Origin of the sequence: Faecalibacterium sp. IP-3-29 (assembly GCF_023347335.1) — a bacterium.
Lineage (GTDB): Bacteria > Bacillota > Clostridia > Oscillospirales > Ruminococcaceae > Faecalibacterium > Faecalibacterium duncaniae.
This window is the reverse complement of record NZ_CP094471.1, coordinates 224034-249571: the sequence shown is the minus strand read 5'-3', so window position 1 is coordinate 249571 and position 25538 is coordinate 224034. Positions and strand designations below refer to the sequence as shown.

Annotated in this window: 18 protein-coding genes; 5 read left to right on the top strand and 13 right to left on the bottom strand. The window is 57.8% G+C overall.

Annotated features, from left to right (window positions below; genetic code table 11):
* Positions 1-38: 38 nt before the first annotated feature.
* The 5 genes from MTP40_RS01115 to ppdK all read right to left on the bottom strand — a co-directional run bounded on the left by MTP40_RS01115 (position 39) and on the right by ppdK (position 6724).
* Positions 39-185, bottom strand: a complete 147-nt coding sequence (locus MTP40_RS01115; RefSeq protein ID WP_249259678.1) for a hypothetical protein — start codon at positions 183-185, stop codon at positions 39-41.
* A 68-nt stretch (positions 186-253) separates the two neighbouring features.
* Positions 254-1966, bottom strand: coding sequence for a DNA primase family protein (locus tag MTP40_RS01110; RefSeq protein WP_249259677.1), 1713 nt, complete (start codon positions 1964-1966; stop codon positions 254-256).
* Positions 1953-2540 carry a hypothetical protein gene (locus MTP40_RS01105; protein WP_249259676.1) on the bottom strand — a complete coding sequence of 196 codons (588 nt, stop codon included), beginning with the start codon at positions 2538-2540 and terminating at the stop codon, positions 1953-1955. The genes MTP40_RS01110 and MTP40_RS01105 overlap by 14 nt, the downstream gene beginning before the upstream one ends.
* 258 nt (positions 2541-2798) lie before the next feature.
* Positions 2799-3914 carry a hypothetical protein gene (locus MTP40_RS01100; RefSeq protein WP_207684740.1) on the bottom strand — a complete coding sequence of 372 codons (1116 nt, stop codon included), beginning with the start codon at positions 3912-3914 and terminating at the stop codon, positions 2799-2801.
* Positions 3915-4057: 143 nt separating this feature from the next.
* Positions 4058-6724: a pyruvate, phosphate dikinase gene (ppdK, locus tag MTP40_RS01095; RefSeq protein WP_005930157.1), complete on the bottom strand. Its 2667-nt coding sequence runs from the start codon at positions 6722-6724 to the stop codon at positions 4058-4060.
* Positions 6725-7101: 377 nt separating this feature from the next.
* Here ppdK and MTP40_RS01090 point away from each other — a divergent pair, with 377 nt between their 5' ends.
* The 4 genes from MTP40_RS01090 to MTP40_RS01075 all read left to right on the top strand — a co-directional run bounded on the left by MTP40_RS01090 (position 7102) and on the right by MTP40_RS01075 (position 13624).
* Entirely contained in the window at positions 7102-7857 is a 756-nt protein-coding gene (locus tag MTP40_RS01090; protein ID WP_207684739.1) for a UDP-N-acetylglucosamine diphosphorylase, read from the top strand.
* A 176-nt stretch (positions 7858-8033) separates the two neighbouring features.
* Positions 8034-8612 (top strand): aminoacyl-tRNA hydrolase, encoded by a 579-nt coding sequence (gene pth / locus MTP40_RS01085; protein ID WP_207684738.1) that lies wholly within the window; start codon positions 8034-8036, stop codon positions 8610-8612.
* A 238-nt stretch (positions 8613-8850) separates the two neighbouring features.
* A complete protein-coding gene (gene mfd, locus MTP40_RS01080) occupies positions 8851-12312 on the top strand; it encodes a transcription-repair coupling factor (protein WP_207684737.1) in 3462 nt (1153 codons plus the stop codon).
* Positions 12313-12487: 175 nt separating this feature from the next.
* Entirely contained in the window at positions 12488-13624 is a 1137-nt protein-coding gene (locus tag MTP40_RS01075; RefSeq protein ID WP_154277531.1) for a foldase, read from the top strand.
* Positions 13625-13804: 180 nt separating this feature from the next.
* On the opposite strand, the gene MTP40_RS01070 is transcribed toward MTP40_RS01075, so the two are convergent.
* From MTP40_RS01070 to MTP40_RS01040, 7 genes are all read right to left on the bottom strand, one after another.
* Positions 13805-15580 carry a glycoside hydrolase family 2 protein gene (locus MTP40_RS01070; protein ID WP_207684736.1) on the bottom strand — a complete coding sequence of 592 codons (1776 nt, stop codon included), beginning with the start codon at positions 15578-15580 and terminating at the stop codon, positions 13805-13807.
* Between the two features lie 107 nt (positions 15581-15687).
* Entirely contained in the window at positions 15688-16899 is a 1212-nt protein-coding gene (locus tag MTP40_RS01065; protein ID WP_005930182.1) for an NADP-dependent isocitrate dehydrogenase, read from the bottom strand.
* 80 nt (positions 16900-16979) lie between these two features.
* On the bottom strand, positions 16980-18164 hold the full coding sequence (locus MTP40_RS01060; RefSeq protein WP_223453406.1) for a pyridoxal phosphate-dependent aminotransferase: 1185 nt from the start codon (positions 18162-18164) through the stop codon (positions 16980-16982).
* A 27-nt stretch (positions 18165-18191) separates the two neighbouring features.
* On the bottom strand, positions 18192-19379 hold the full coding sequence (locus tag MTP40_RS01055) for a cation diffusion facilitator family transporter (protein WP_117534185.1): 1188 nt from the start codon (positions 19377-19379) through the stop codon (positions 18192-18194).
* A gap of 229 nt (positions 19380-19608) precedes the next feature.
* A complete protein-coding gene (ptsP, locus tag MTP40_RS01050; protein WP_117534184.1) occupies positions 19609-21255 on the bottom strand; it encodes a phosphoenolpyruvate--protein phosphotransferase in 1647 nt (548 codons plus the stop codon).
* A gap of 84 nt (positions 21256-21339) precedes the next feature.
* A complete protein-coding gene (locus MTP40_RS01045; RefSeq protein ID WP_005930193.1) occupies positions 21340-21603 on the bottom strand; it encodes an HPr family phosphocarrier protein in 264 nt (87 codons plus the stop codon).
* Between the two features lie 189 nt (positions 21604-21792).
* Entirely contained in the window at positions 21793-22461 is a 669-nt protein-coding gene (locus tag MTP40_RS01040) for a DUF4830 domain-containing protein (RefSeq protein WP_117535579.1), read from the bottom strand.
* 234 nt (positions 22462-22695) lie between these two features.
* Between MTP40_RS01040 and MTP40_RS01035 the strand changes: the two genes are divergently transcribed.
* Positions 22696-24015: an ATP-binding protein gene (locus MTP40_RS01035; protein WP_249259675.1), complete on the top strand. Its 1320-nt coding sequence runs from the start codon at positions 22696-22698 to the stop codon at positions 24013-24015.
* Between the two features lie 73 nt (positions 24016-24088).
* Here the strand turns inward: MTP40_RS01035 and MTP40_RS01030 are convergent, their stop codons facing one another.
* The gene (locus MTP40_RS01030; protein ID WP_005930202.1) at positions 24089-25474 is read right to left on the bottom strand and encodes an RNA polymerase sigma factor; all 1386 of its coding nucleotides are present in this window, start codon (positions 25472-25474) and stop codon (positions 24089-24091) included.
* Positions 25475-25538 lie beyond the last annotated feature (64 nt).

The window sequence follows — 25538 nt, the reverse complement described above, 5'->3', positions numbered from 1 at the left end:
CTGATGGAAAATCCTCCATCAGAGCCTTTCGCTGCGGTTTAGGAAGCCTTTGCAGGCGGTTCCTCTTCCTCCTGCTCATGCTTCATTTGAAGGAAGTTCTGATATGTAGGGTTGTTGATATATCCCCCTGCAAAGAGAGCCTCAATCAGATAGTAGGCCATTGCCTTGTCGTCAACCTCCAGCATTTGTGACACCTCCTGTTCGTTGTTATGCTTGGATTCGGTGATATAACATATCATCGAAAATTTCAGCATTACGGAAGAAGCCGAATGCCCTTGAATGCTGATACAGGATTCGTGTATATCGTCATACCGCTGTTCGGACACCGCGAACGATGATGCTCCAGACCAAGCTTTTCCAAGGTTTCCCTGAAATCTGATTGGCTGCATGCCCATTCGTCCTTCTCCTTGCAGTAGCCAAGATAAGCATTGTACAAGTCTTCCAGTGATGTGGATACACTCGGATCACACCTTTCACAGCATTCCTCTACAAATGGCTTCACGCTCCTGCTGTAAGAGTCCTTCGTCGAACATTTTGCCCGGTCCACCTGCGGAATTTCAGGAAATCTGTAGTTTAACTCCACCAGTTTCTGAGCATACCGCAGTGCCTTTGTGACAATGGCATTTCGTTCCTTCCAGATTTTTTCCTCAAGATTCGGGTCCTGCTGGTCATCTGGAATGGATGTGTCGAACGGGAGATAAACGATACGTTTGAGCAGAGCATCGTCCTCGCCTTCGATGCAAGGAGGATGGTTGCTGGCAAAGACGAACTTGATTCGCCTCGTAAGCACCACAGAACTAAGGTATTTGCGTTGAACATCGATTGAGTCACCTCCTGTGATCTGTTTAAGGCGGGAAATGGCCTCCGCATTGAGCTTTGTGTTTGGCATATCAAGCTCAAAATTGATAACGGAACTGAGTAAGGGCATCAGCGCAAACGTTCCCTTCATCTCACTGAGCCGCAGGTTACTGACTGACTCCTTAGGATAAAGCCGCTGAATAAAGTTTCCCAAAACACTCTTGCCGCTATCTCTGGCATAGCCCATGAGGATGAAGAATTTTCCACGAGCCGGATAGATAAACAGATAGCCGATTGCCATCCAGAATCGTTCCAGAAGCTGCGGGTTTCCATGTGTGATCTGCCACAGAAAACGGTCAAATACCGGGCATTTTGCCTGTGGATCGTATTTGGCCTTGATGCAGGTAAATGTCAGCTGATCCGGACTATGTGGATACAGTTTTTCCTCTCCAAGGACGAAAATGCCGTTCTTCAGTGGTGCATAAATCGGCTCACCTTTCGGCTCCTCGCGCTGGATTTCCGGATCGGTAGCACAGCACTGATAAAGGTCTTTATGCCCATACAGACTCGATTCGTGGTTAAGGTCGTAGTCCACATACTCGCGGTACAGCATTAACAATCGATCTGTGTCCAGATATTCGTAATAACGCCCATTGAAGAAGTAGAGTGCGCCATGGTAAGAGATGATCGAGACCTTCTTTTGGAGTTCCCTTGTCATTCCCACAAGAGACTGTGTTTTGGGTCCCTTTTTGACAATTGGTTCTTCAGGAGAGGGCGGAGCAGGCTGATTTTGAAGTTTCATCCCGATCTCCAGCAGTTCTTCAAAACTAGGGTTGTTCGGTGCTGCAACAGAGCGTGCATCGTAATCTTCCGTTGGATTCGGGAACGAACTTTTGTCGATGGCGAGTGCCAACTTTTTCTCCGCTCGTTTTTTCTTAAATCTTTCAAGTTTTTCTTGTTTTGCATCAAGATGTGCTTGTGGATTGCACATTCCAAACGCTACCTGCTTCTCAGTCAAAGAAGGGATTTCATCAAAAGGTTGCGCTTTGGACAGCTCTTGAGAAAAATCTTTTCCCTCAGCTGATTCTGCAAGGATTAAACTATCTGTCGGTTGTGCCTGTTTATGGCGCATTGTGTTAAGTCTATCCTCGATTTTAGATTTGCTCATGGCTAGTTTCCTCCACGCTGCCTTTCTTGAAGTAGCACTGTTCCACCAGATTTTGGACGGGGTTTTCTTGACCCCAACCACCACTCATAATTAGGTAATCGATCCGTGTCAAACCATTGGGTCGATTGATATTCGTCCAAAGATAGCCAAAATCATTGTTCCAGACATGGACCATGATTTTGTACTCAGCATCAGGTTTGATGTCTTTAAAGGAATCTGTAATGACTGGCGATTTCATTGACCCACCCTGAATAAAAACGCTGCCAATGATTTGATCGTTTTCATCATCGGTGTAGGTACTAAACGTAATCGGGCACAGATTTATCCCCTCTTTTTCAGTCCAGTAGCAATCTGCAAGGACTTCTTTGCCAACTAGAACTCTGGCTTGGATTCCTTTGATTACGCTGCTTTCTCCATCACCGCAGATGAACATTCCCTCCTTCGTTCGTGCAAAGGTGATGTATCCTTTTTTGCCTTTTAGACTCTTATTGTGAAACTTATCGTGGGTGTCCGCCATGTCTTCCTGCACTTCTGTTAATTCCTGCATAGCGTTGATGTTCTTGATTTGTGTCATAATATGACCTCCATATAATTTATATTGCCTTTGGACTTATCCCTTGGGCCTGGCTGTATGATATCACGTCACGCATTCACAGCGTTAGGATTTGCGTTCAGAAAATCATCATAGTTTCGTTTGATTTTCGGGATAAAATTATTAAATTTTTATTAACATTCTCACTACCGATGTTGATTGATGTTGAAAATTCTCTTCCAAACAGAAAAATCCACGGAGAAAAGTAAAATCATTTCCTTTCTCCGTGGATTTTGTTATTTAGAAGCTTTTCATTTCCGCCTTAATGCGTGCGTATTCTATTTCTATCTTATTTCCAACATTGTCTATTTGCTTGCTTTCCTCATTCTTCAAAAGTTTTTTCATTTCATCATCTAGCTGCCTAATAGCACTCTCTGCATCATCCAATATCCTTTTCACCAATGAAAAATAAACAACTTTTTCTCGCTCCGTTAGAAAACCTTCCGTTTGCGTAATGCAGAAAGATATATTACTATACACTCTAATCGCTTCCTCTTTTTTTGTTCCAAACAAAATTCCCAACCGTTCTTCAATGATGTCTCCAGTAAGTTGTGTTCCAGGAATTTGAAGTAATGACCGCATTCCCGTCTTAACTTGGTCAATAACGCGCTCATCCAATCTATTTGTTCTTCCACACCTGATATTACCAATAATATCGTAGTCACTCAATATTTCTTCATCCACGATTTCCTCACTCGTTGTTTCCTCTGATTCAAAAAGAAGCAAATCAAAAAAATCTTTAACTGCTCTTGTCAACTGGATTTCTTTATTAATCGACAGAATATCTCGAACTTTTAAAATTCCCTCTTGCAGAGAGATAACTTTCCCAAGCAAAATATCCAATATTCTGTATAACCTCTCTCTAAGGGGTTTTATTGCATCATCCAAAACAACTTCTGCTTCTATATTATAATCTTCTCGCAATTTTTCATCTGATTTTTTTTCCTCAAATGGATCCCAGTCAACTCCTTTTTCTTCCAACCATTTTGAAATCAGATATTGTCTAAGCGATATAAAATACCTTTGCTCCTTCAATTTTTTATAAATGCTATTTCCATGTTTTTTCTGTATCCACACTTCATACTGTTCAAGTACCTTATTCCTGTGCTTCTCATCAATTTCTTGCTTTTCTTTCATATACTGAGACTCAATTTTAGACACTTCTTTTTTATATTCTCTATTAACATCCCTCATTAACCCTTCTACTTCTACTTTTTTAACTTCTATTTTTTCGTTTGCTTCTTTTTCTAACGCTTCAATCACCGCATTAAAATCTGGATCGATAGCCCTTATTCTTGCTATATTGCCCCATTTTTGGTTTTCTTCTTTGCTTGTTTCATGATCTACGACTTTCATCCTACTTAAGTCCTCCTAAAATTTATTTAAGTTTCTAAAACCAAAACCCTCCCCGGCAAAACCATTCAGTTTCACCGGGGAGGGTTTATCATACGTTTATCTTCCCATGTTTTGCGCGATTAGTGCATCTTCATGCAACAATCTCACTTTCTGGGATTTTTGATCGCAGCCTGAGCAGCAGCCAAACGTGCAATGGGCACACGGAAGGGAGAGCAGCTGACGTAGTCCAGACCGACGTTGTGGCAGAACTCCACGCTCGTGGGATCTCCGCCGTGCTCACCGCAGATGCCCAGGCCCAGGTCGGGACGGGTCTCACGGCCATCGTGTGCGGCCATCTTGACCAGCTTGCCCACGCCGATCTGATCCAGGTGCTGGAACGGATCGCTCTCGTAGATCTTGTTCTCGTAGTATGCGCCCAGGAACTTGGCAGCATCATCACGGCTGAAGCCGAAGGTCATCTGGGTCAGGTCATTGGTGCCGAAGCTGAAGAACTCAGCCTCCTTGGCGATCTCACCGGCAGTCAGGGCTGCACGGGGGATCTCGATCATGGTACCGACCTGATACTTCATGTCAACGCCAGCAGCAGCGATCAGCTCATCAGCGACCTTGACGACAACATCCTTGACGAACTTCAGCTCCTTGACCTCGCCGACCAGCGGGATCATGATGTGCGGGGTGATCATGCAGCCAGTCTCAGCGGAGACGTTCAGGGCAGCCTTGATCACAGCGCGGGTCTGCATAGCAGCGATCTCGGGATAGGTGACAGCCAGACGGCAGCCACGGTGACCCATCATGGGGTTGAACTCGTGCAGAGAAGCAACCACGTTCTTCAGGTCATCGAAGGTCATGCCCATATCGGCAGCCAGTTCCTTGATGTCCTCGTCCTTGGTGGGCAGGAACTCGTGCAGAGGGGGATCCAGGTAGCGGATGGTCATCGGGCGCTCACCCATGATGCGGTACATGGCCTCGAAGTCACCCTGCTGGAACGGCTCGACCTTGGCCAGAGCAGCTTCGCGCTCTTCCACGGTACGGGCGCAGATCATCTCACGGACAGCCTTGATGCGGTCCTCAGCAAAGAACATGTGCTCGGTACGGCACAGGCCGATGCCCTCAGCACCCAGGTCAACGGCCTGCTGTGCATCGCGGGGGTTATCGGCGTTGGTCATAACCAGCAGCTGACGAGCTGCGTCTGCCCAACCCATGAAGCGGTTGAAGTTCTTGTTGCCGGTAGCGGCCACGGTTGCGACCTGCTCGCCGTAGATGTTGCCGGTGGAGCCATCGATGGAGATCCAGTCGCCCTCAACGAACTTGTGGCCGTTGATCTCGAAGGTCTTGGCCTCCTCATCGATCTTGACCTCGTTGTCATTGCCGCAGCCGGAGACACAGCAGGTGCCCATACCACGGGCAACAACGGCTGCGTGGCTGGTCATGCCGCCGCGGACGGTCAGGATGCCCTGAGACACCTGCATGCCCACGATGTCCTCGGGAGAAGTCTCCAGACGGACCAGAACGACCTTCTTCATCTTGCCGGACTTGACCATCTCCTCTGCTTCCTCAGCAGTAAAGACGATCTGGCCGCAGGCGGAACCGGGAGAAGCTGCCAGGCCCTTGCCGACGACTTCGGCGGCCTTCAGGGCAGCGGCGTCGAACTGAGGATGCAGCAGGGTATCCAGCTGCTTGGGCTCCACGCGCAGGACAGCCTCCTGCTCGGTGATCATGCCCTCGTCCACCAGGTCGCATGCGATCTGCAGAGCGGCCTGAGCGGTACGCTTGCCGTTACGGGTCTGCAGCATGTACAGGTGGCCGTCCTCAATGGTGAACTCCATATCCTGCATATCGCGGAAGTAGTTCTCCAGACGGGTTGCGATCTCAACGAACTGATCGTACACCTCAGGCATCTGATCCTTCAGGTGGCTGATGGGAGAAGGAGTGCGCACGCCTGCGACGACGTCCTCGCCCTGTGCATTGATCAGGTACTCGCCCATCAGCTTCTTTGCACCGGTGGCGGGGTCACGGGTGAATGCAACGCCGGTGCCGGAACGGTCGCCGGAGTTGCCGAATGCCATCTGCTGCACGTTGACAGCGGTGCCCCACTCGTAGGGGATCTCGTTCATCTTGCGGTAAACATTTGCACGGGGGTTGTCCCAGCTGCGGAAGACGGCCTTGACTGCCTCGATCAGCTGATCACGGGGATCCTGGGGGAACGGCTTGCCCTCGTTCTCCTCGTAGATCTTCTTGAAGACGCCCACCAGTTCCTTCAGGTCGTCAGCCGTCAGGTCCACGTCGTTCTTAACGCCCTTGGCTTCCTTCATCTTGTCGATCTCGACCTCGAACAGGCTCTTCGGGACCATCATAACAACGTCTGCAAACATCTGCACGAAGCGGCGGTAGCAGTCGTATGCGAAGCGGGCGTTGCCGGTCTTCTTGGCCAGACCTTCCACAGCCTCATCGTTCAGGCCCAGGTTCAGGATGGTATCCATCATGCCGGGCATGGACTGACGGGCACCGGAACGGACAGAGACCAGCAGGGGGTTGGTGTTGTCGCCAAACTTCTTGCCGGTGATCTCTTCCAGACCCTTGAGATGCTCGAAGATGTCAGCAGTGATATCGTCATTGATCTGACGGCCGTCTGCATAGTACTGGGTGCAGGCATCCGTAGTGATGGTGAAGCCCTGGGGAACCGGCATACCGGCAGCAGTCATCTCTGCCAGACCGGCACCCTTGCCGCCCAGAGTATTCTTCATGGTGACCTTGTCGCCGCCGAAGGCATCGTTGCCCTCGCTGAAGTAGTACAGATACTTTTTGCTCATGCGTGTTTACCTCCCATTTGGTGACCCCCGGTGCCACGCCCGGCGGTCTCATCGCACTTTTTTCTCAAAGCTGATGAACATTGTCTTGTGAATGCTAAACTATTATACCAGAAAATTCCCACATTGCCACCGGGCAAAACACCGAATTTGTTTGATAAATTTTGTGCAATTCCCTTGAAATTTACCCAGTTTTCCGCTATTATAAAATGGGAGAAAGTTCGAGAGGTTTTTTGTTTTACAGAGCCATTTTTCCGCATCTGGGATACATGCTGTTATCCATTAAAATTTTCGGTGGAATTCCACCTGCGGAACGGGCCGGAATTTCTCCCTCATGGATACAACAAAATACCACACCTTCCCAAGGAGGGACACTATTTATGGAAACCATTTCCAACGAAGCTCTGGCCGCAGCACGCGCCAAACTGGACGCTGCCGAAAGCCGGCGCGAGAACATCCTGCTTTTTCACATCGCCAACGGCGTGAACATTGAGAACCGTACCGTCCAGATCGACGAAGGCGTTGTCATCGCCCCGGGAGCCACCATTCTGGCGGGCACCATCCTGCGCGGCAAGACGGTCATCGGCGCAGGATGCGTCATCGGCCCCAACAGCCTGATCGAGGACAGCATCGTGGACGAGGGCACCACTGTCAACGCCAGCCAGGTCTACGGCAGCCATCTGGGCCCCCACAACAACATCGGCCCCTTCACCCATGTGCGAGTGAACACTGTCACCGACTACGGCGTGCATCTGGGTGCCTATGTGGAGACCAAGAACTCCAACTTTGCCCGGGGCAACACCGTGAGCCACCTGACCTACATCGGCGATAGTGATGTGGGCAAGTACTGCAACTTCGGCTGCGGCACCGTCACCTGCAACTACGACGGCAAGGATAAGTTCCGCACCCAGATCGGCGATTACTGCTTCATTGGCTGTAACACCAACCTTGTGGCTCCGGTCAAGGTGGGCGACGGTGCCTACACCGCCGCCGGTAGCACCATCACCAAGGATGTGCCCGCCCAGGCGCTGGGCATCGCCCGCGACCGCCAGACCAACCTTGAGGGCTGGGCCGCCCCCAAGATGGAGGCCTATATCGCCAAAAAGCAGAAGCTGGAGGAGGAGCAGAACAAGTAACTCTCCCGCCACCTTATAAGGTATTATACAAAAAGCACCGCCCTGTATCTGTACTGATATAGGGCGGCTTTGTGTTTTTCCCGCAAAACAGATTTCTTTTTCTTCGCGCGTATGTTATACTAAAGAACTGTACCACACATTATTTTAAGCAAAAAAGAAAAGGCAAAACAACAACTATGAATGCAAACGACATCTGGCTGATCGCGGGCCTTGGCAACCCCGAAGCAAAATACGAGGGCACCCGCCACAACGCGGGCTTTGCCGCGCTGGACTCTCTGGCGGGCAAATGGGGCATCAGCGTCAGCAAAACCAAGTTTCAGGGCCTGTGGGGCCAGGGCGAGGTGGATGGCCACAAGGTGGTGCTGCTGAAACCCCTGACCTACATGAACCTCTCCGGCGATTCCATCGCCCCGCTGGCGGGCTTTTTCAAGATCCCTGCCGACCACGTCATCGTCCTGTGCGATGATATCACCCAGGCCCCCGGCAAGCTGCGCATCCGGCCCTCCGGCTCGGCAGGCGGGCACAACGGCCTGAAGAGCATCATTGCCCGGCTGGGCGGGGAGAACTTTCCCCGCATCCGCATCGGCGTGGGTGCCAAGCCCCGCCCGGACTATGACCTTGCCGACTGGGTGCTGGGCAAGTTCCCGCCGGAGGACGCAAAGGCCATGGCTGACCGCTCCCCCGACCTTGAAGCCGCCACAAAGCTTATCATGGACGGTAAGCTGGGTCTGGCGCAGAGCAAGTATAATGGGTGAGGGAGGATAAATCTCTCCGTCATTGCTGCGCAATGCCACCTCTCCTAGTAGGAGAGGCCTTGGCATAGGGTTTATTTTTCGATATGATCGCCTGCGGCTCCAAAACGAACATCTGCCGGCGGGCAAACAGAAGCGAAGCGCCGGGGCTCGAAAACACGACGATATGCCAAGCCCCCCTAATAGAGGAGCTGCCGAGCGCCAGCGAAGGCTGAGAGGTTTAGACGAGAGGAGGTCTACGATGTACGAAGCGCTGCTGAAAAGCACAGCGGAATATCAGAAGATCGCGGAGAGCCTGCACACCCCGGGCCCGGCGGCGCTGTTCGGCCTGCCGCCTGCGGGCCGTGCCCTGCTGTACGCCGCCCTGCAAAAGGACCTTGACCGGGTGCTGTGCATCGTGACCCCCGGCGAGGCCGAGGCTACCCACTTTGCAGACGACCTCAAGGCGCTGGGCCTGACCGCGGCGGTGTTCCCGCCCCGGGACTTCATGCTGCGGCCGGTGGAGGGCGCGGGCCGTGAGTACGAGTACCGCCGCCTTTCGGTGCTGGGCGCGCTGGCGGGCGGGCGGCTGAACGCCGTCTGCGTGCCCGCCGAGGCGCTGCTGCAATACACGGTGCCCCGGGATGAGTTCCTGCGGAACACTCTCACCCTCAAGCCCGGCATGGTCTACAACCGGGAAGCGCTGGTGGCGCGGCTCTTTGCCGCCGGGTACGTCCGGCGCAGTCAAGTGGACGGCCCGGGCCAGTTCAGTGTGCGCGGCGATATCGTGGACATCTACGCGCCGGACATGCACCAGCCCGCCCGTGTGGAATACTGGGACGATGAGATCGATTCGCTGGCCTCCTTCGACCTGCTGACCCAGCGCCGGGACGGCAGTCTGGAAAAGATCTACCTTTCCCCCGCCCGCGAGGTGCTGTTCGGCAGCACCGCCGAGACGGCTGAGGCTCTGCGCGGAGCCATCAAAAAGGCGCGAGGCAAAAAGCGTACCGCCATGGAAAAGGCCACAGAGGCCGACCTTGCTCAGCTGGATTCCGGCCTGATGCCCGAAGCCATGGACAAGTATTACGGCATCCGCTACCCGCAGCCCGCCACCCTGCTGGACCATCTGGACAACCCCATCTTCGTGCTGGACGAGGTGGGCGGCATCCGGGATGCCCAGAAGGCCACCGAGTACCGCCGGGGCGAGGAGCTGACCGGCCTGCTGGAGGAGGGCGTGCTCTGCCCCGGGCTGGACGTGCTCTACCAGACCATGGACGACCTTGCCATCGCGGCCCAGAAACAGAGCACCCTGCTGTGTGAGAACTTCCTGCGGGGGATGAACGAGTTCAAGCTGAAAGACCTCATCAACGTGGAGGCCTTTGCGGCCCCCAACTGGGGCGGCGACCTGGCCTCCCTGCGGGAGGATCTTGACCCGCTGATCGCCCAGGGCTATGCCATCACCCTCTTCTCCGGCACCCCCAAGGGTGCCGCCGCCCTGACCCGGGACCTGACAGACAAGGGCTACTCCGTGAGCATGAGCCGGGACGTGCGCCCGGCCAAAGGCATCGTGCAGGTGCTGCCCGGCCACCTGACCGCAGGCTGCACCTTCCCCTTTGCCCACGCGGCGGTCATCTCCTCCCGGCGGCACGGGCTGGACGAGGAAACCGCCGCCGAGAACAAAAAGCGCAAAAAGAACAAAAATGCCCTGTCCAGCCTTTCGGACATCAAGCCCGGGGACTATGTGGTGCACCAGAGCCACGGCATCGGCATGTATGCGGGCATCCAGCGGCTGGAAGTGCAGGGTGCCATCAAGGATTACCTGAAGATCCAGTATTCCGGCTCCGATGTGCTCTATGTGCCTGTGACCCAGCTGGACCTGCTCAGCCGCTACACCGCCCCCGGCGATGAGGAAAAGGTGAAGCTGGCCAAGCTGGGCGGCACCGAATGGCAGCGCACCCGCGCCAAGGTGAAAAAAGCCACCGAGGAGATGGCCCAGGAGCTCATTGAGCTGTACGCCCGGCGCAGGCAGGCACAGGGATACGCCTTCCCGCCCGACGGCGACTGGCAGAATGATTTTGAGACCCGCTTTGAGTACGATGAGACCGACGACCAGCTCCACGCCACCGCCGAGATCAAGCAGGACATGGAAAAGCCCTACCCGATGGACCGCCTGCTCTGCGGCGACGTGGGCGTGGGCAAGACCGAAGTTGCCCTGCGCGCGGCCTTCAAGTGCGTGATGGGCGGCAAGCAGTGCGCCCTTCTGGCCCCCACCACCCTGCTGGCCTGGCAGCACTACAACACCCTGCTCTCCCGGATGGAGGCCTTCCCGGTGAAGATCGGGATGCTCTCCCGCTTCCGCACCGCGAAACAGCAAAAGGAGACCCTGCGGGGCCTGCAGTCCGGCAGTGTGGACATTGTGGTGGGCACCCACCGCCTGCTCTCCAAGGATGTGCGTTTCCACGACCTGGGCCTTGTCATCATCGATGAGGAGCAGCGGTTCGGCGTGAAGCACAAGGAGAAGCTGAAGGAAAACTTTATCGGCGTGGATATGCTGACCCTCTCGGCCACGCCCATCCCCCGCACCCTGAACATGGCCATGAGCGGCATCCGCGACCTGTCCACCATCGAGCAGCCGCCCATTGAGCGCCAGCCCGTGGAGACCTTTGTGCTGGAGTACAACGATGTCATCCTTGCCGAAGCCATGAAAAAGGAGCTGGCCCGGGGCGGTCAGGTGTACTACCTGCACAACCGGGTGGACAACATCGAGTCCACCGCCGCCCATGTCAGCCAGCTGGTGCCCGGTGCCCGGGTGGGCATTGCCCACGGCAAGATGACCGAGGAGGAGCTGAACCCGGTCTGGCAGCATCTGCTCAACGGCGAGATCGACATTCTGGTCTGCACCACCCTGATCGAAACGGGCATTGATGTGCGCAACTGCAACACCCTTATCATTGAGGATGCCGACCGGATGGGCCTTGCCCAGCTGTACCAGATCCGGGGCCGGGTGGGCCGCTCCGGCCGCAAGGCCTATGCCTACTTCACCTTCCGGCGGGACAAGACCCTGACCGACATCGCCCAGAAACGGCTTTCCGCCATCCGGGAGTTCACAGCCTTCGGCTCCGGCTTCCGCATCGCCATGCGCGATCTCCAGATCCGCGGCGCAGGCAGTCTGCTGGGCCACAGCCAGCACGGCCACATGGAGGCCGTGGGCTACGACCTCTATGTAAAAATGCTGGGGCAGGCCATCGCCCGGGCCAAGGGCGAGCCTGTGCAGCGCGACAAGAGCGAGTGCCTGATCGACCTGCGGGTGGATGCCTACATCCCCGAAACGTACATTGCCGACGGGCCGGGCCGCATTGAAGCCTACAAGCGGATCGCAGCCATCCAGACCCCCGAGGATGCCGCCGATGTGCTGGACGAGCTCATCGACCGCTACGGCGACCCGCCGCCCTCAGTCAGCGATCTGGTCAATGTCTCGCTGGCGCGGGTGCAGGCCACCGCTGTGGGCGTGTACGAGGTGACCCAGAAAAAGGACACCCTGGTGCTGCAGGTGGAGCAGCTGGACCTCCGGATGATCCAGGGCCTGCTGGTGGCCTTCAACGGCCGCGTTGTCACCGGGGCCGGCGCAAAGCCCTACCTCTCCGTCACCCTGCAAAAAGAGGAAAAGCCGCTGGAGCTGCTGCAGAGCATCCTCCGGGCGATGCAGGATATTTTGAAAGATTAACGGCCTCACCCTCTCAGTCAAAGCCAATAGGCTTTGCCAGCTCCCCCAAAGGGGGAGCCTCTGGCGGCTCCCCAAGACCTTGCGGGGAATTGCCAAAGCCTCTCCCCTTGGGAGAGGTGGCAGCGCGCTTGCGCTGACGAAGAGGGCGGGCGATCCGAACGACAGGAGCATAACAATGAAAAAGAAACTGATCGCACTTCTTGCCGCCGTGGCAATGGTATTTTCCCTTGCCGCCTGCGGCTCCACCCCGGATTCGGTGGGCACCATCGGCACGGTGGACATCACCTCGGGCCTGTATCTGCTGGCCCAGTACGACGCTTACCAGAAGGCCGCTGATCTGGCCACCTCGGAGCAGGATGCCACCGATGTGAAGGCCTTCCTGAAGCAGACCATCACCGTGGATGCCGACAGCGGCGAGACCGCCACTGTCAGCGACTATGTGAGCCAGAAAACCATGGAGAACCTTGAGACCTACGCCGCCATCGAGACCCGCTTTGAGGAGCTGGGCGGCCAGCTGACCGCAGAAGAGGAAGCACAGGCCGACAGCTACGCCTCCCAGCTGATGGAGCAGTACGGCGACACCTACAAGGCCAACGGCATCGGCCTGAACACCGTCCAGCGGTTTGAGCGCATCCTCATCAAGAGCACCGACCTGCTGGAGCTGGTCTACGGCGTGGACGGCGAGACCCCGGTGTCGGATGCCGACCTGACCAGCCATCTGGAGAACAACATGTATGAGCTGGCCTATTACACCATCCCGCTCTACAACACCAGCACCTATGCCTCTGCCGATGAGGACCAGACCAGCGAGATGTTGGATTTGGTACAGGATGCCGTGGATCAGACCAATGCCTACGCTGCTTCCTTGACCGGCCTGAGCGATTCCGATTTCAGCAGCGCCCTGCTGGGCTACTTCTCCAGCGTGGTCACCTCCGCCCTGCCGGAGGTCTACGCCGTGCTGGGCTCCACCTATTCCTCCGATTCCAATGCACCTTCTCTGGAGCTCATCGGGGACAGCACCGTGACCTCTGCCTTTACCGCAGAGGGTGCCGCCGACACCATCCGGGGCCTGTCCATCGGGCAGGCAGCGGCTGTGAAGTACAACAGCTACGCCCTGATGGCCGCCCTGCGGCTCGACCCCCTGAGCCTGAAGGCGCTGGACGACCTGCGCGGACAGGTGCTCAACGATATGAAGGGGGAGGAGCTCTCCGAGGCGCTGACCGCCTACGGCGCTTCTCTGGAGCACAACCTGAGCAGCTCCGCCATGAACAGGATGCCCGCTTCCAAGATCGTGAACAGCAGCACCAACTAAGTTTTTATTGATATGCAAAAAGGCTGTTGCCTAAACTCCTTCCGTCATCGCTGACGCGATGCCACCTCCCTCTGAGAGGGAGGCTTTCACAGTTCACCGTTACGCCAAGGCTCCCTTCGAGAGGGAGCTGGCACGGCGAAGCCGTGACTGAGGGAGTTACAGGGTAACAGCCTTCTATTTTTATTCTGTCGCTTTCTCAAACGCCGCTTCCAGCGCCTGGTTCACGGCACGCACAGCGGCGGGGTCGGGCTTGATGGCGGCGCGGTCGTAGGTAAACAGGCCGTTCACCTCGTCCTCCACATCGCTCACCTGGGTGTACACCAGGGCCGAAAGCCCCTTTTTCAGCTGAGGGAGCACCGTTTCCAATTGCAGCTTTTTCCAGCGGGCGGTCAGCTCGGCCCGGCTCTTTGCCGTGCCGTAGCCATACGCCCTGCGGGGCGGCTCATGGCCGGGCATGGGCCAGGCAATGCCGCCGTATTCGCTCAGGGCCACCACCCGGCTCCGGGGCCTGACCCGGAGCGGATAGAAATAGTTGTGCAGGGAATCCACATCTCCCCCGCCCTGATCGTACCAGCCGCTGGCCTCGTCCACAAGGCGGGTATCGTCCAGCCTGCGGACGGCCTCCACGGCCCCGGCGGCATCGAACTGCCCCCACCCCTCATTGAAGGGCACCCAGCAGCCCACGCAGGGGTGGCACTGCAGGGCCTTTACCGTAGCTTCCAGCTCCCGGGCATATTCTTCCCTGCCCGCTTCCGTTTCGCGGCCCAGCAGGCCCCAAAGGGGCCTTGCGTCGGGCAGGCGGCGGAGCAGCGGCTGAAACACGTTGGTCAGGTAGGTCACGAACCAGAGCTTGTAGGGCCCGCCGCCGTTCACCATGTCCTGCCAGACGATGAGGCCCAGCTTATCGCAGTGGTAATACCAGCGCTGCGGCTCGATCTTGGCGTGCTTGCGCAGAAGGTTGAAGCCCAGCTCTTTTATGGTCTGCAGTTCCCGCACCACTGCCCCATCGCTGGGCGGGGTGTACAGGCCCTCGGGCCAGTAGCCCTGATCCAGCAGGCCGTTGAGCAGGATGGGCTTGCCGTTCAGGCAGAAGCGCATGATCCCGTGGACATCCGGCGCACAGCTCCACTTGCGCAGGGCAAAGTAGCTGTGCACGGTGTCGCGCTGCTCCTCTTCTCCCTGCGTGGTGCCCACGGTCAGGTCGTACAAAAACGGGCTGTCCGGGCTCCACGGGAAGAAATGCTCCTCCGGGATGTGCAGGGTCACCGCACCGTCCCGGTCGGCCTCGTCGCTGCCCCAGTCCTCGGCAACGGTCACGCCCCCGGCACGCACCACGGCCCACAGGTTCGCCGCCCCGCCGGGCAGGGAAGTATGGGCTTTCACGGTCACGGTGCGGGCATCATAGTCCGGGGTGACGGTCAGCTCCGTGATGTAATTCTCCGGCACCCGCTCCAGCCAGACGGTCTGCCAGATGCCGCTCTGGGCCGGGTAGAACATCCCGCCGGGCCGGAGGGTCTGCTTGCCCCGGGCCTGCACGCCGGTGCCGGTGGGGTCCTGCACGGCTACCCAGAGCCGGTCATGGCCGGCAGGATTCAGCGCATCGGTGATATCCAGCGCAAAGGGCCAGTAGCCGCCCCGGTGGCCCCCCACCAGATGGCCGTTGACCTGCACGGCGCAGGCATAGTCCACGGCCCCGAAGTGGAGAAGCACCCGCCCGCCGGTGCCCGCCGGGGGGACAAAGCTCCGGTGGTAGTGGAGCCACGCCCCGGGCTGCAGGGTGCGCCCCACGCCGGAGGCTTTCGTCTCCGGGGAGTAGGGCACCAGAATGTCGCCGTCCCACCTTGCGGGCAGCCCGGCAGAGCTGGTGATGGCGTACTGCCACAGGCCGTTCAGGTTCTCGTAGCTGTCCCGCCGCAGGGCCGGGCGGGGGTATTCGGGCAGAGGATGATGCTGCATACTGTCACCGCCTTTTCTGCTCCCATTGTAGCACAGGCCAACCGCCTTGTATAGGCGCAAAAAGCCCCCGCCGCCGGGGTTCCGGGGCAGGGGCCGTGATGCAGCGCTTATGCCAGTTTTGCTTCCAGCCGGGTGCGGATGGCCTGGATGAATTCCTCGCTGTTCACCTGGGTGGGGGTGATGCCCTCCGCCAGGCCGCAGAGGTCTTTGGTCATAATGCCGTCATTGAGGGTCTGCAGGCTGGCGGCCTCCAGCGCCTCGCCAAACCGGACCAGCGCGGGCAGGCTGTCCAGCTCGCCGCGCTTTTTCAGGGCACCGCTCCAGGCAAAGATGGTGGCCATGGGGTTGGTGGAGGTGGCCTCGCCCTTGAGGTACTTGTAGTAGTGGCGGGTCACGGTGCCGTGGGCAGCCTCGTACTCATAGTTGCCGTCCGGGCTGACCAGAACGCTGGTCATCATGGCCAGCGAGCCAAAGGCGGTGGAGACCATATCGCTCATCACGTCGCCGTCGTAGTTCTTGCAGGCCCAGACAAAGCCGCCCTCGCTGCGGATGACACGGGCCACGATGTCATCGATCAGGCTGTAGAAATAGGTAATGCCTGCGGCTTCGAACTTTTCCCGGTACTCGGCATCGTACACCTCCTGGAAGATGTCCTTGAAGGTGTGGTCATACTTCTTGGAAATGGTGTCCTTGGCACCGAACCAGAGATCCTGTTTGCTTTCCAGCGCATAGTTGAAGCAGCTGCGGGCAAAGCTGTAGATGGAGGTGTCCTTGTTATACTGGCCCTGCAGGACACCGGCACACTCAAAGTTGTAGACCGTGGCGGCCTGCCGGGAGCCGTCGTCGCCGGTGTAGATCAGCTCCGCCCTGCCGGGGCCGGGGATGCGGAACTCGGTGCACTTGTACACGTCGCCGTAGGCGTGGCGGGCAATGGTGATGGGCTTTGTCCAGTTCTTGACCACCGGTTTGATGCTGTCGATCATGATCGGCGCGCGGAACACGGTGCCGTCCAGCACGGCGCGGATGGTGCCGTTGGGGCTCTTCCACATCTGGTGCAGGTGGTATTCCTCCACGCGCTGGGCGTTGGGGGTGATGGTAGCACACTTGACTGCCACGCCATACTTCTTGTTGGCAAGGGCGGCATCCATGGTCACCTGATCCTGGGTGGCATCCCGGTTGGGCAGACCCAGATCGTAGTACTCGGTCTTCAGATCCACAAAGGGCAGGATCAGCTCCTCCTTGATGATCTTCCAGAGCACACGGGTCATTTCGTCGCCATCCATCTCCACCAGCGGCGTGGTCATCTTGATCTTTTCCATAACAGTTTCCCTTTCCTCTGTTTCAAAAAATACTGTGACCCCCGGCGGCACTGCCAGATGCTCTGCCGGGAGGTTCGGCTTTATTGATACGCGGCCGCCAGCTTTTCCAGCGCGGGCAGGCTGCGCTTTACCTTTTCGGTGTCGATGCAGTAGGCAAGGCGGACATAGCCCGTTACGCCAAAGGTATCGCTGGGCACCAGCAGCAGGTCAAATTCCCGGGCCCTGCGGCAGAAGGCGTTGGCATCCTCCTCCAGCGCCTTGGGGAAGAGATAGAAGGTGCCGCCGGGCCGCTCGACCTCAAAGCCCAGCGCTTTCAGCTTGTTGTAAAGCAGATCCATATTGGTCTCGTAGACGCTCAGGTCGCTGGTCACATCCAGGCAGCGGCTCACGGCGCGCTGGATGATGCTGGGTGGGCAGTTGTGGCCGGTAAAACGGGAGATCTGGGCCATCATATCCACCAGCACCTCCTCTCCCTCACAGCCGGGGCGCACGGCCACGTAGCCCAGGCGCTCACCGGGCAGGCTCAGGCTCTTGGAGAAGGAGAAGCAGGTCAGGGTGTGGGGGTAGAACGCTGCCGGGTAGGGCACAGCCCTGCCGTCAAAGGCGATATCCCGGTAGGGCTCGTCGCTGACAAGGAAGATGTTGTGGCCGTAGGCCCTGCTCTTCTCGGTCAGAATCTCCGCCAGCCGGGTCAGGGTGTCGGCAGAGTAGACCACACCGGTGGGGTTATTGGGGGTGTTGATGAGGACGCAGGTGACCTTCTCGGTCAGCATCTGCTCAAAGGCCTCCAGATTGGGCTGGAAGGCCGGGGCCTGGGGCGGCACCACCCTGAGATGGGCACCGGTGCCCTCCACATAGGGGCCGTACTCCGGGAAGTAGGGGGCAAAGGTCAGCACCTCATCCCCGGGCCGGGTCACGGCGCGCAGGGCGTGGGCAATGGCACCCGCCGCGCCCGTGGTAGGAAAGATATCCTTCTGCGCATAGGGCAGGCCGAAGGTCCTGTTCAGGTGGGCCGCCACGGCGGTGCGGAACTCCGGGTCGCCCTGGCTGGGGCAGTAGCCATGCAGGGCCACCGGGTCCTCCTGTGCCAGCAGCTCCTGCATGGCGGCGGTGAACTGCTCCGGGCAGGGCACGCTGGGGTTGCCCAGCGAGTAATCAAACACGTTCTCGTAACCGATCTGGGCCGCGCGCTGCTTGCCGTACATAAAGGTCTCGCGGATGACACTCTTGTGGGCCAGCATCCCGCGGTAAGTCTCGTTCAGCATAAGTTCCTTCCCCTCTAAAACACAAATTTATTTTTCGTGGGCAGCAGACGCATAGCTCTGCTCTACTTTCACCACACAGCTGTATTTCGGGTCCTGCTCATGGACGAACTGGCACATGGCGGCCAGCATCTCGTCCTTGTTCCCGGTATAGCCCGCCGGGAACTCCAGATCGAACAGGACATTCGTATGGGTATCCCCCGGCACGATGCGCAGGTCGTGGATCGAAAGGCAGGGGTCGAGCTGGCGGGCCTTTTCCATCAGGCGGGTGCGCAGCACACCCACCGCCGCATCGGTGGTGACGATGGGGTCATAGTGGATGGTCACCTGCAGGCCGTCCCGCTTTATAAAATCGTTCTCGATGTTGTCGATGACATCGTGGGCCTTGAGCGGGTCGGTCTCTGCCGGGAACTCGATGTGGAGGGAGGCGAACTGATGCCCCGGGCCGTAATCGTGCACCATGAGGTCGTGCATCCCCAGCACGCCGGGATAGCCCATGACCGTCTGCTCAATGTGCTCCACCAGCTCCGGGCTGGGGCTCTCGCCCAGCAGGGGGCTCAGGGTGTCCATGACCAGCCCCCAGCCCGACCAGAGGATGAAGGCTGCCACGGCCACGCCCATGATGCCGTCCAGCCGCGCCCACCCCGTCAGGCTGCAGACCACGGTGGAGATCAGCACCGCGCCGGTGGTCAGCACGTCATTGCGGCTGTCGGCGGCGGTGGCCATCAGGGTCTCGGAGCCGATGGTGCGGCCGATGGTGCGGTTGAAGCCGCTCATCCAGAGCTTGACGAGGATGGATGCGGCCAGCACACCCACGCTCAGCCAGCTGAACACCACGGGGGTGGGGTGGAACGCCTTGACCACCGATTCCTTGAGCAGGGAAAAGCCGATGCCCAGGATGGTCACACTGACCACCAGACCGGCCAGATATTCATAGCGGGCGTGGCCGTAGGGATGCTCGGCATCCGGGGCCTTGGCGGCCAGCCGGAAACCGATGAGGCTGACCACGTTGGACGAAGCGTCCGAGAGGTTGTTCAAAGCATCCGCCATGATGGCAATGGAGCCGAACAGGGTGCCTGCCAGCAGCTTGCCCAGGCAGAGCAGCAGGTTGCAGGCCATGCCCACACCGCTGGCAAGGTTGCCGTAGGCCGTGCGGGTGGCGGGGTTCTGGGTATCATTGGGATGCCGGATGAACCGGCGGATCAGGAATTGCGTCATATCTATCTTTCATCTCCAGAAGTGCGTTCAAAAAATACGACTTAGGTATAGTATAGCACCCAGCTTTACCGTTGTGAAGCGTTCACCCATGAAACTGCGGCTTGTCAGGCGGCAGTTTTGTGAATTTGCTTCTTGTTGCAATCAAAAAAGAGCTGCCGCGCGCCTTTGCCAACACTTTGGTTGGCAGAGAGCGCCGCAGCAGCCCCTTTTACGGTTCCGTCAGGGGAACTCAGACATTCTTGGCAGAGGGCTTGCTCAGATCCACACCGCGGATGATCTTGCGCACGGGCAGGATGCTCTTGGCGTTCATGGACAGCTCGTCCACGCCCATCCGCAGGAAGGTCTCGGTGAGGGCGGTATCCGCGCCCAGCTCACCGCAGATGCCCACCCAGATGCCGTGGCGGTGGCCCGCCTCAATGGTCATCCGGATGGCCTTCAGCACAGCGGGGTGGTGGGGATCAAAGAAGGGCTCCAGCTTGGCGTTCTGGCGATCCAGCGCGCAGGTGTACTGGGTCAGGTCGTTGGTGCCGATGGAGAAGAAATCGCACTCCTGGGCCAAATCGTCCGCCACCAGAACCGCGGCGGGGGTCTCGATCATGGTGCCCACCTCGATCTTGTCGCTGAACTTCTTGCCCTCGGCGGTCAGCTCTGCCTTGCACTCCTCCAGCACGGCCTTGGCATCCTGCAGCTCCCGCAGACTGGTGATCATGGGGAACATAATGCTCATGTTGCCGTAGGCAGAAGCGCGCAGCAGGGCCCGCAGCTGGGTCTTGAAGAAATCCCTGCGGGTCAGGCAGATGCGGATGGCGCGGTAGCCCAGCGCGGGGTTTGCCTCGTGGTCCAGCTTCATGTAGTCCACGGTCTTGTCCGCGCCGATATCACAGGTGCGCACGACCACCTTTTTGGGAGCCAGGCTTTCCAGCACCTGCTTGTAGGCCTCGAACTGGTATTCCTCGGTGGGGTAATCCGTGCAGTTCAGGTAAACGAATTCGGTGCGGAACAGGCCCACGCCGCCCGCGTCGTTCTGCTGGACCGCGCCCACATCGCTCATGCCGCCGATGTTGGCAAAGACCTGCACGGTCTTGCCGTCCAGCGTGGTGTTGGGCTTGCCCTTGAGCTCGGCCAGCAGGGCCAGCTTCTTCTGGTCCTCCTGCTGGCGCTTTTTCAGGCTCTCCAGCAGATCGGGGGTGGGGTCCACATACACGCAGGCGTTGTAGCCGTCCACCACAGCCATCTTGCCGTCCCAATCTTCCTGGATCTCCTTGCACTGGATCAGGGCGGGGATGTTCATGCTGCGGGCCAGGATGGCGGTGTGGCTGTTGGAGCTTCCCTCCCGGGTGATGAAGCCCAGCAGCAGGCTCTTGTCCATCCGCACCGTCTCCGAGGGTGCCAGATCTTCTGCCACCAGGATGCTGGGCTCCGTGCCCTGCAGGGTGGCATTGTCCACGCCCTGCAGGATGTCCAGCATAGCCTGGGCAATGTCGATGACATCGGCGCTGCGGGCCTGTAAATAGGGGTCGTCCATGGCGGCAAACACGGCGGCCTGGTTGTCGCCCGCTTTCTTGACGGCATACTCCGCACACATGTGCTGGCCGTTGATGATCTCCTTGATGGCATCCACAAAATCGTCGTCATCCAGCATCATGGCATGGATGTTGAACACCTCGGCAATGTCCTCGCCTGCCTCGGCCAGTGCCTTTTCATACAGGGCAGTCTGCTGGTCAATGGCCTTGGCCCGGGCCTCTTCAAAGCGGGCTTCCTCTGCCGCCGTGTCCGCGACCTGGGCGGTGGAGATCACGGTATCTTTTTTCTTGTAGATCTTCAGTTTGCCGATGGCAATGCCGTTCAGAATGCTTTTACCGGTTCCTACCTGCATCGTTCTCTCTCCTTTGTTGAGAATTTAGTGCGAAAAAGCCCCCGCAGGGTCTCCCGCAAGGGCTTTTGTCCGCAGATTCAAAGATCAGACGTTCTCGGTCAGGAACTTCTGAATGGCCTCGGCAGCGGCGGCCTCATCGTCGCCCTCCACCTTCACGGTCACGGTGTCGCCCTGCTTGACACCCATGCCCATCAGAGCCATCAGTTTGCGCAGGTCGCAGCTCTTGCCGTCCTTTTCCAGGGTAGCGGTGCTGGCAAAGCCCTTGGCCACCTTCACGAGCAGACCGGCCGGACGTGCATGGATGCCGCATGCATCCTTAACAGTATACTGGAATTCCTTCATGATCATTTTCTCCTTACTTCATCCCGTTTCAGATCCGGACGGTCCTGCCACTCCGGACGCAGCCGATTTTGCTGCGGGATGCTACTATTATTATAAACCCGCTTCGTTATTTTTTCATCATCCCATATTGCTGATTTTTAGCCAGAAATTTTGGTGCTATTGAACAGAAGTTTTGCCCCCATTTTTCCACCAGATTCATTCAACAGGGTACCCCTCGGCATCCAGGGGCAGGTCGGTGTACTGCGCCTCCTCGGGCACCACGGAGTCCGGCTCTCCGCTGGTCTGCTGGCTCTGCCCGGCCGCGCCCAGCTCCTCATCATGGCGCTCTCCCCAGTCGCCGCTGTAATCCTCACCGGACACCTGCTGGGCATCCTGCTGCTCAGCCTGCGCCATTGCGGTCTGGGCATCCTTCAGGCCGATCACCGTGCCCGACGGCTTTTCCAGCAGGTAGGCCCCCACAGCCTTTTTACGGTAGACCAGCAGCACGCCATAGCGGCTGGTCTCTCCGCTGCTGGCCGCCGGGATCAGGGCGGTCCACTTTTCCACGGTTTTCCCTTTGTAGCGGGTAAGATCCATCCCGCTTTGCTGCACCACCCCGTTGAAGGCCGAAAAGCTGTCGTCCCACTTGCGGGGGATCTTGACCTTATCCGCCGTGATGGACGTGCCGTCCACATCCAGCCCGTAGCCCGTGAACCATGTCTGGATGTCCTGCGCGCTCTCGATCCGGTTCACCCCGGCCGCTACCGCCACCGTGCGGGTGCTGATGTACCGCCCCAGAAAGGCGCTGAAGATCACCAGCGCACAGCAGAGCGCACCGGCCCCCACCTTTTTCAAGCTCGTCTTGTTCAGCGTTACCACAAACATGCCGTTCCCTCCCACCCGTTTTGTTCTGAAAAGAATATATGGGGCGGGCAGAGGAATTATAACCGCGCTGCGGCAGATCCACTTTCCCGCGCAGAAGTCATTTGAAAAAGTTGTTTCTTCTGCTAAAAAGTCGCTTGAAAAAGTTGCAATCCTTACAAAGAAGTCCCTTGAAAAAGTTATCTTTATCTTTTATAATAGATGCAGCATCATTTATTTTCGGGAGAGTGAAACGGTATGTTAAGGCGAAAGATCACAGACCAGCTGCTTGCATGGAAAAACACGCCCGGCCGGAAGCCGCTTATCATCAAGGGCTGCCGTCAGTGCGGCAAGACCTTTTCTGTATTGGAATTTGCCAGAAAGAATTACAAACACACAGTGTACCTCAATTTCTTCGAGAATCCGGATTATGCTTCTGTCTTTTCCGGTTCTCTGGAGATCGACAACATTGTGATGATGCTCTCTGCCCTTCTTGGCAAGGATGCTGTTTTTGAGCCGGGCCAGACGATCCTGATCCTGGACGAGATCCAGGATTGCCCGGAAGCCCGGACGGCCCTGAAATTTTTCCGCATCGACGGCCGCTATGACGTGATCGGCACCGGCTCCCTGTTGGGCGTAAAGGGCTACGGCAAGGAGCCAAGATCCGTTCCTGTCGGATCGGAGACGGTTCTTGAAATGTACCCACTGGATTTTGAAGAATTCTTATGGGCCAATGACATCACCGAACCTGTCATTGCGCTGCTGCAAAGTTCTCTGGACTCCGGTTCCCCTGTGCCGGAAGCGCTGCACAACCGGATGCGGCAGCTTTTGCTCCAATATACCGTTGTGGGAGGAATGCCGGATGCTGTCCAGACCTTTGTGACCAGCAGGCAGATGGATGAGGTCCTGCGTATCCAGCGGGACATCGTTCGTTCCTATGAGGACGACATGGTAAAGTACGCGGAGAAAAAGGATAAGTCCCGCATCAAGGAGTGTTTCCAGTCCATTCCCCGCCAGCTTGCCAAGGAAAACAAGAAATTCCAGTATTCCGTTGTAAAAAAAGGCTCCACCTCCGCAAAATATGCCGGAAGCCTGCAATGGATCGAGGATGCTGGCATCATCACACGGTGCCACAATCTGTCCATTACCGAGCTGCCTCTGGATGGGAACGCGGAAGAGGATACCTTTAAGGTCTATATGTGCGACACCGGCCTGTTCGTCAGCATGCTGGAGGACGGAACGCAGTTTGACATCCTGCAGGGCGACCTCTATGGCTACAAAGGCGCTATCTTTGAAAACCTGATCGCCGATATCTTCACCAAGATGGGGCGCAAGCTCTACTATTTCCACAAGGATTCCGGCCTCGAGGTGGATTTTGTGATCCGTTATCAGGGGGAATGCACCCTTGTAGAGGTAAAGGCCCGCTCCGGAAATGTCAAACGCACAAAGACGATCCTCAACCACCCTGAAAAATATCATGTATCCCATGCGATCAAGCTCGGAGACTATAATATCGGGAAAACCGGGCCGCTCCTGACCCTTCCCCTCTATATGGCCTTTCTGCTGCGCAGCTGCTGACCTGTACACCACCAAAAGAGCCCCCGCCGGAATAGACCGGCGGGGGCTCTTTCTCATAGCGGTAAGTTCAGGATCACTCGATCAGGCCGTTCAGCAGGGCCAGGCACTTGCGGCTGTGCAGCTTGCGGATGGCCTTGGCCTCGATCTGGCGGACACGCTCACGGGTAACACCGAAGTCGCGGCCCACCTCCTCCAGCGTGCGGGGGCGGCCATCGTCCAGACCAAAGCGCAGGCGGATGACCTTTTCCTCACGGGGGGTCAGGCTCTTGAGGGCCTGATTGATCTGCTGGGCCACCATGGCGCGGTCTGCTGCCTTGCCGGGGGCCTCGGCGTTCTCGTCGGCCACGAAATCGCCCAGGGAGGAATCTTCTTCCTCGCCCACGGGGCTTTCCAGGCTGGCGGGTTCCTGCGCCATGCGCTGGATCTCCCGCACGCGCTCCACGCTCATATCCATGGCCTTTGCCAGCTCCTCGGGGGTGGGCTCGTGGCCATTCTGGTAGACCAGCTGGTTGGTGGCCTGACGCATCCGGTTGATGGTCTCGACCATGTGCACCGGGATGCGGATGGTGCGGGCCTGATCCGCAATGGCGCGGGTGATGGCCTGACGGATCCACCAGGTGGCATAGGTGGAGAAGCGGAAGCCACGGTCACAGTCAAACTTCTCGGCGGCCTTGATCAGGCCGATGTTGCCCTCCTGGATCAGATCCAGGAACGCCAGGTTGTGGCCGACATGCTTCTTGGCGATGGAGACCACCAGACGCAGGTTGGCCTCGCTCAGGCTGCGGCGGGCGTTCAGGCCGTCGCGGCGGATCTTGAGCAGCTCCTGGCGGCGCTCCTCCGTCAGGGGGCCGTTCTCCACGGCCTCCATGGCTTCTTCTTCGGCAGCCTTTTCCTCGTCGTCCTCGCTGGACTTGGTGTTGCCGTCCTCGTCCAGATCCTCGGTATAGCTCCGGCTGTTCTCGTCCTCCTCGAACGAGAAGCGGGCGCTGTTCTTTTTGATGTACTCAGGCGCGCCGTACTTCTGGCGGTCGGCCTGAAGGATGTGGGCAGCCTCGGCACCGGCGTGGATGCGCTTGCTCAGGTCCACTTCCTGCTCCGCGCTCAGCAGCGGGATCTGACCGATCTGCTTGAGGTAGTTCTTCACAGGATCATCCAGCAGCTCATCCATGGCAGCCTTCAGGTCTGCGGGGTTCTCCTCTGCCGGGTCGTCCTCATTTTCATCGCCCAGGCCCAGCTCATCGCTGTTTGCCTCGGCACTTTCCACCTCTGCCATGATGCCTTCCACATCCAGGCTGGTGTCACCGTCGGCCTCGTCATCCAGAATTTTGATGCCGCGCTCCTCCAGAAGCGTGTAAAGCGTTTCCACATCCATCCGGCACTGGGAAGCCAGTGTCTTGGCCTCGCCCGCCGTCAGGGTGCCTTCGCCCTTCGTCAACAGTTCCTTCAAAGTCATGCCCATTTCGCTCTCTCCTTTTCACCGCGGCGCTGGCTGCGCCGTAAGTGATATCGTATCATAAGTTTTG